Here is a 368-nt window from a genome sequence, read left to right as displayed (position 1 = left end):
CCAACCAATCACATCACCTACAGCATAGATATTCTCTACATCTGTTCGATAGTGGTCGTCAATTGAAAGCTGACCGCGTGAGTTTGCTTCAAGACCTATATTTTCTAGCCCAAGATTTTGGGTATTGCCGCTGCGACCATTACACCAAAGAAAAGCATCAGCTTTGATCTTTTTGCCCGACTCGAAAGTAACCTCTACACCGTAATCGGTACCGACAACTGTCTCGTAGGTTTCGTTGTGTCGGACAAGAACACCATTGTTTCGAAGGTGATAGCTAAGCGCATCAGAAATCTCATCATCAAGGAATGATAGTAATTTCTCGCCAGGATTAATCAGGTCGACTTTCACACCTAAACCTGAAAAAATTG

Annotated in this window: 1 protein-coding gene; it reads right to left on the bottom strand. The window is 42.9% G+C overall.

Annotation, left to right across the window (positions count from 1 at the left end):
* The coding region (locus A3761_RS06050; RefSeq protein WP_197472877.1) for an FAD-dependent oxidoreductase at positions 1-368 on the bottom strand (368 nt) is incomplete at both ends.

The sequence above is a fragment of the Oleiphilus sp. HI0123 genome (assembly GCF_001635315.1).
Note: the sequence above shows the minus strand (reverse complement) of the source record. Positions and strands in the feature narration are given on the sequence as shown.